This is a genomic window from Microcoleus sp. S13_C3, from assembly GCF_036700905.1.
Classification (GTDB): domain Bacteria; phylum Cyanobacteriota; class Cyanobacteriia; order Cyanobacteriales; family Microcoleaceae; genus Microcoleus.
This window is the reverse complement of sequence record NZ_JAUBPT010000265.1, coordinates 1-6322: the sequence shown is the minus strand read 5'-3', so window position 1 is coordinate 6322 and position 6322 is coordinate 1. Positions and strand designations below refer to the sequence as shown.

The 6322-nt window shown below is 45.9% G+C and carries 6 protein-coding genes; 2 read left to right on the top strand and 4 right to left on the bottom strand.

Annotated features, from left to right (window positions below):
- The first annotated feature begins 375 nt into the window (after positions 1 to 375).
- On the top strand, positions 376 to 2007 hold the full coding sequence (locus QUA16_RS35210) for a sodium:proton antiporter (protein WP_333109301.1): 1632 nt from the start codon (positions 376 to 378) through the stop codon (positions 2005 to 2007).
- Here the strand turns inward: QUA16_RS35210 and QUA16_RS35205 are convergent.
- The 3 genes from QUA16_RS35205 to QUA16_RS35195 all read right to left on the bottom strand — a co-directional run bounded on the left by QUA16_RS35205 (position 1964) and on the right by QUA16_RS35195 (position 3854).
- Complete coding sequence (locus QUA16_RS35205; protein WP_333109302.1) at positions 1964 to 2680, bottom strand: TrkA family potassium uptake protein; 717 nt, start codon at positions 2678 to 2680, stop codon at positions 1964 to 1966. The genes QUA16_RS35210 and QUA16_RS35205 overlap by 44 nt on opposite strands.
- A gap of 209 nt (positions 2681 to 2889) precedes the next feature.
- Positions 2890 to 3171 carry an Asp-tRNA(Asn)/Glu-tRNA(Gln) amidotransferase subunit GatC gene (gene gatC, locus QUA16_RS35200; protein WP_006635952.1) on the bottom strand — a complete coding sequence of 94 codons (282 nt, stop codon included), beginning with the start codon at positions 3169 to 3171 and terminating at the stop codon, positions 2890 to 2892.
- 161 nt (positions 3172 to 3332) lie between these two features.
- Positions 3333 to 3854, bottom strand: a complete 522-nt coding sequence (locus tag QUA16_RS35195; protein WP_333039118.1) for a photosystem I assembly protein Ycf3 — start codon at positions 3852 to 3854, stop codon at positions 3333 to 3335.
- 635 nt (positions 3855 to 4489) lie between these two features.
- Between QUA16_RS35195 and QUA16_RS35190 the strand changes: the two genes are divergently transcribed.
- Positions 4490 to 5806 (top strand): hypothetical protein, encoded by a 1317-nt coding sequence (locus QUA16_RS35190; protein ID WP_333109305.1) that lies wholly within the window; start codon positions 4490 to 4492, stop codon positions 5804 to 5806.
- Between the two features lie 197 nt (positions 5807 to 6003).
- On the opposite strand, the gene QUA16_RS35185 is transcribed toward QUA16_RS35190, so the two are convergent.
- Positions 6004 to 6228 carry a hypothetical protein gene (locus QUA16_RS35185; RefSeq protein ID WP_015174403.1) on the bottom strand — a complete coding sequence of 75 codons (225 nt, stop codon included), beginning with the start codon at positions 6226 to 6228 and terminating at the stop codon, positions 6004 to 6006.
- Positions 6229 to 6322 lie beyond the last annotated feature (94 nt).

Here is a 6322-nt window from a genome sequence, read left to right as displayed (position 1 = left end):
CGTCCTTTTTGGACGGGCGGGACGCCCATCCCACAATAACAATTAAAATTGTAAGTTATTTAATTCGCGATCCTTAGCGGCAACCGCGATCGGGTCGGCAATGCTTCAGAAGAGACTGTTAAAAAAAATTAAAAACCAGCACAATTAAGAGCAATTAGCATCCTTTAATGGTTAGGAAATCATCCATATCTACCAAAAAAATTGCACTTTAAAAACGCTCAGAGCGCCCAACCAACCCAGAAATCCTGTTTCAGCTTCATCGGCATTCATCGAAATACACCACATAAATTGCAGTTACGTCTACAGCAGAGTGAACCGTCTCGTGTAGACTAAAACGGTAGTTAATCTGTCAATTTCTTTGAGGAAAACCAGTTTATGAGAGGAGTATCGGCGATCGAGTCGATTGTAGCGCAAGCACCTCCCTTGGGCAGCAATCCTGCTACAAATAGCCAAACTGCAGGAGCCATTCCTGAATTGGTCATCATCTTGATCATTCTGCTGCTGATTGCAACTTTTGTTGCACTCGTAACCCAACGGTTGCGAATTCCCTATGTGACGGGCTTAGTGTTAGCAGGCTTGCCCATTACGGAGCTCTTGTCGCGTCGAATTGGTTTAGACCCCTCTTTAGTATTAAATCTTTTCCTACCAATTCTGATTTTTGAAGCAGCTATCAATACTGATATCAGCCGTCTCCGCAGCACCTTTAAGCCGATCGCCCTGCTGGCGGGTCCCGGCTCGATCTTTTCCTCAGCAATTATCGCTGTTCTGGTTAAATTTGGGCTGGGGCTAGACTGGATTCCAGCGTTGCTGATCGGAGTCATTCTGGCAAACACTGATACAGTCTCGATGATTGCGGTTTTTAAAGAGATCCGTGTGCCTTCTCGATTGTCCACCATTGTTGAGGGAGAAACTCTGTTCAATGATGCGGCTGCTCTAATTTCATTTAATTTGGTTTTGGTAATTTATTCGACAGGCTCTCTCACAGCTATACAAGGCGTGAAGGAACTGCTCGTGGTTGCATTAGGTGGGGCAGTGGTCGGGGGTGTTTTAGGTTACTTGAGCGTGCCGATATTTGTTCGCTTAAACGATCCGTTGAGTAGCCTTTTGCTAACCGTCGCTCTCGCATTGGGAACCTTCCAAATCGGACAATTTTTAGGCGTATCGGGCGCAGTGGCGGTGGTCATCACCGGACTTGTTTTTGGCAACCTTGGGCTGCCTCGCAGTTCGTCTGCCTCGGATCGGATTACCTTGCTGAGTTTCTGGGAATACGCTGGTTTTGGCGTCAATACGTTTATTTTCCTGCTGATTGGAATTGAAATTAACCCGCTGACGCTGTGGAGAATTTTGCCATCCATTTTATTCGTCATTCTGGCTTATCAACTGGGACGGATTCTCTCGGTCTATTTGTTATTAGCGGGGCTGCGTTGGTTCGATCGCCCCATTCCGCTACGCTGGCAGCACATTTTGGTTTTAGGGAATATTAAAGGGTCTCTCTCAATGGCCTTAGCTGTTGCGATTCCCTTGACCCTACCAGGACGGGATAACATCATTGCCCTGGTGTTCGGTGCAGTTTTATTCTCTTTGGTCGGACAGGGATTAAGTTTACCGTGGATAGTAAAACGACTAAAAATTAGCCGTGTTTCTGATGTAATGCAGGAAGCTGGGCAGTTACAGATTCAGTTGATCGCTTCCAAAGCGGCTCAAGATGAGCTAGATAGTTTGCTGAAATCTGGCGTGTTACCGAAGGCAGTTTACGAGGAGTTATGGGCATCATATCAAGCACGAGTAGCACACTCTGAGCGAGTGCTGCGCGATCTCTACAATAAACATCGGGCCGGGCAACTAGATGGCGATCGCAGCGGGCTAGATACGATTCGGCGGCGATTGCTTCTAGCAGAAAAAGGAGCAGTTAGCGATGCCCTCCGCAAGCGAATTGTCCCAGAGGATCTGGTTCATCCTTACATCAAAGATTTGGATGAGAAACTTCTAACGTTGGCAGATGACTAGCGCGAATGCCGAGGTAATCAATCATTTGGTGAACTAGCTCTGGACGGGTGACGACGAGAATGGTAGAACCTGCTTCTAGAACAGTATTGCCGTTCGGAATCTCCAGATTGGCGCAGGCATGGCATTGATAACCAATAATCAGCGAACCTTTTGGAAAACGAGGGTCTTGAGCAATTTGAGCAACGGTGTGACCTGCCACCTTGCAATCGCCTGGAACTGGCAGCTTTAGTACCTCGACTTGCCCGTGTTCAAAGTGCATCATCGACTCGATTTGGGGATATTCAATCGCATTCGCCATTGATGCAACTGCCAAATCAATAGTGTTGATGATGTGACTGGCTCCGGCAAGTCGATAGGCTTCCAGGAATTCGCGATCGCGCATTCGCACCACAATATGGGAAATGCCATAGCTCCTAGATAGGGTGATCAGCGCTAAATTCAGTGCATCGTCCCTGAGTGCAGCAACGACGGCGTTTGCTTGTTTAATTCCCGCTTCCAGAAGCACCGTTGTACTCACCGCACTGCCCTCAAATGCCATCACTCCGATTTTTTCTCGAGCAAAACGACAGGCCAGCGGGTCGGCATCGAGGATTGCAACCGTATGACCGACTTTTAATAACTGCTGGGCTAGACCCAGCCCCATCATTCCTGCTCCACCAATTAATACATACATGACTATTTGTCACCCCAAGAATGAACTTTAAAGATCGATCGCTATGAGCGATATTGTGTTGGGTTTCTATCAGTTTAATCGGCTTGTGGGGTGGCTTCTACCGGGCTTACTTATTACCTGTTCGACAGTTAATTTAATCGGCTTTTGGGGTAGGCATTGCTAGCCCGCCCCTCAAGGGATGTTCCTCAGTTAGCTGCGTAGGGGGAACCCTACATAATCTTAGGAACTTTAAAAAACTCCCCATCGCGATCGGGGGCTCCCTCCAAAATACTTTCTCCCTTAGCAAAAGGTTGCAAATCGTCCGATCGCATTACATTACTAACATCGATCGCCCGCGTTGTCGGCTGTACCTTACTCGTATCCAGTTCGCTCAACTGCTCGAAATAATCCAAAATACCGTTAAGTTGACCAGTAAACTGCTCTTCTTCTTCCGGCGTTAATTCCAATCTCGCTAAATTCGCTACTTTCCGAACTTCTTCTCTGTCAATCATAAAAATCGGGAATGGGGAATGGGGAATTGGGAATTGGGAATTGGGAATTGGGCATTGGGCATTGGACATTGGGCATTGGTTATTTGTTATTAGAGAAACGACTAACTACCAACTATTAACTACTAACTATGCCCCATGCCCCGTGCCCATGCCCATCCTAGTTAAAAATACACATCAATTTGCGATCTGCCTGTCGTCTTCAGCCAATTTTGCACCTCAATGTAATTGTTTGGGGCCAAGCGAATAGCCTCCTTCCAATAATCCGCAGCTTTATCAAACAGCCCTTCCGCGCCTTCAATATTGCCAGCTTCCTTTTCTTTTTCCCCTTGATAGTGGTAAATTACAGCAATATTATTCAGTGCTTGTGGCATTCTCGGATTGAGATCCAAAGCCTCGCTGTAATATTCCAAAGCTTTATCGTGTTCGCCGTTGCTAGTATGGATCAGCCCCATATTGTACAAGACATAACTGCGATCGTAAGGATCTTCCTCCAGCTTCAGCGCTTCATGATAATTGTCCAGCGCTTCAGCATATTCGCCATCTGCTTGAGCTGACATACCATCCCGGTAATAAGCAAAAGCTTCCTTCGCCTGCTTTTTGGCTGGCATAATCTTGAGGATGATATCAGCCATTACCGTGAAACTTTTGTCAATAAAGTTATCGTTGCGTTGAGTTCTTGGCATATGCGATTCTTTGGTTAGTGGCTAATCAGAAAAATTAGCCTGTAAAGTTTTGCTATTAATAATTGCGCCACTATTGTAGTGGGCCGTTGTGTTGAGGGCGCTAAAAAGTTTAGTCGATCGCAAGTGCGAACCTTAAAACACGCCCTTGGGTTTAACACCCGCGCAAGCTCTATCTATTTTATAGAAGTCTTGCAAGACTTGCAAAAAAACTAGATTTCTTTAACATATCTCTGGCACTCTACACAAAACTTACAAAAACCCGCGCCGAAGGGAAAAGTTCTGCTGGAGGGTGCAGGGGCAATCCTCTCCTCTTCGATGGCTTTCCTTCGGATTGCTTTGCTAACGCCAACGGGCGATCGCGCACCGTACCCTACTAACTGTACCCATAATCCCCCCTCCTTGACCTCAGAGCAAACAAGCAAAAGCAAAGGCCGAGGAGAAATTCAATCACAAAGTTTTATTAAGCTATTCGACTTCAGCCCATACTTAAAAGTTATTCGGCAAAACACTAGCAATATTTTGCCCCAAAGTCAAGGGCAGCCTCAAAAAAAATCAGAAACCCGATCGCCAAAACCAGCTCGAATTCCCGCAATATATAATAAAAATAACCGGGTAATTTTCACAGAGAGAAACCTATGGCTCCGAATCCCACCATTATGCAAGCCGTCGAACAACTTGGCTACCGCGTTACGGTTGGAGACGTGGCGGCAAAAGCTGGATTAGATGTCAATTTTGCCCAGCGAGAACTGTTAACCCTCGCCTCCGAAGCAGGCGGCAACCTGCAAGTAGCAGAATCCGGCGACATTGCCTACCTATTTCCCAAAAACTTTCGAGATATTTTGCGAAACAAATTCTTGCGCTTGCAGTTGCAGGAATGGTGGCAAAAAATCTGGCGCATTTTATTTTATCTGATTCGGATATCTTTCGGCATAGTGCTGGTAGCTTCTATCCTCTTAATTTTTGTTGCTATCACGATTTTACTCTCCAGCGGCGATAGCAATAACAGCGGCGGCGGAGGAGGAGGCAGTGGTGGCGGGGGCGGCAGAGGCGGCGGCTTTTCCTTTTTTCCCTACTTCTGGAACGACTTAAGCTGGATATTTTACTGGAACCATGACCAACCATACTACCAGCAGCGATCGCGCTTAACTGGCCAAAAACCCGATATGAGTTTTCTGGAAGCAGTTTTCTCCTTTATATTTGGAGACGGCAACCCCAATCACAATCTAGAAGAGCGCAAGTGGAGCGATATTGCCGCCGCAATTCGCAACAACCGAGGCGCCGTCGCCGCCGAACAAATTGCTCCATATCTAGACAATCTGGGACAAGGATACACCCGAGAATACGAAGAATATATGTTACCGGCTCTCGCCCGTTTTGACGGCCACCCGGAAGTCAGTCCCGAAGGGCAAATAGTCTACCACTTTCCGCAATTGCAAACCACAGCCACCGAGAGAAATTCTGAACCAGTAGCAGCTTATTTGCGAGAAATGCTGTGGCGTTTCAGCAACGCCAGTTCCGGCCAAATCATGCTGGCAGCCGGGTTAGGAGCCGTCAATCTTGTCGGTGCGTTAGTTTTGGGGAATCTATTAACTAATAATTTAATCGTCGGTGGATTTATCGGTTTCGTCAGCGCTGTTTATCCCATGCTCCTAATTTACGGCGTCGGATTTCTCGCAATTCCTTTAATTCGCTACTTCTGGATTCAGTGGAAAAATAGCCGGATAGAAGCCCGCAATCAAGAGCGTCAGCAGCGAGCAATGTTATTAAACGAACCCGATGACAGCTTGCTCAAAAAACTCACCTACGCCCAGGAATTTGCAGCAGAAAACGTTCTGACAGGAGAAGACTTAGCTTATACAACAGAAACAGAATTAACGCAACAAGAACTAGAACAGTCAGCCAAAATAGATGCCGAATGGCACCGCAGGCTCGATCGCTCGGACAACTTGTAATACTAATGAAAAAAACTGTTGTTTGTTGTTAAGTTAGGTTGCACTAAAATCTTGCACCCTTTTCAAGAATAGGCAGGATGCCTCTTCCACAATAAAATATCTTTGTTGTGTGTGGAACGGGCTTCTAGCCCGTTGCTAAGAAGGGTGAAAAGTGTCAATCTTTACTAATGCCATAGTTTTTTATACTCCGAGTTTTATTAAATAAGCTTAGGGCGTTTAAAAATCAAACAATTTTGGTCATACTTCGAGTCGTGATCCAGAGCCACAAGTTCCCATCCCTCCTCCCCCAAATGATTGACAAATAGATGCAGCGAGCCTTGTTTCCAATCTCGCTGTTCTTCACCGTTTACATATAAACTAATCAGCTTGTTTCCAAAAGGATACATATTCGCATCCACAAATAAATACTCCCACTTTTGCATAGCAATCCTTAATGTAGTTAGTCATTAGTCATTAGTCATTAGTCATTAGTCATTAGTCATTAGTCATTAGTCATTAGTCATTAGTCATTAGTCA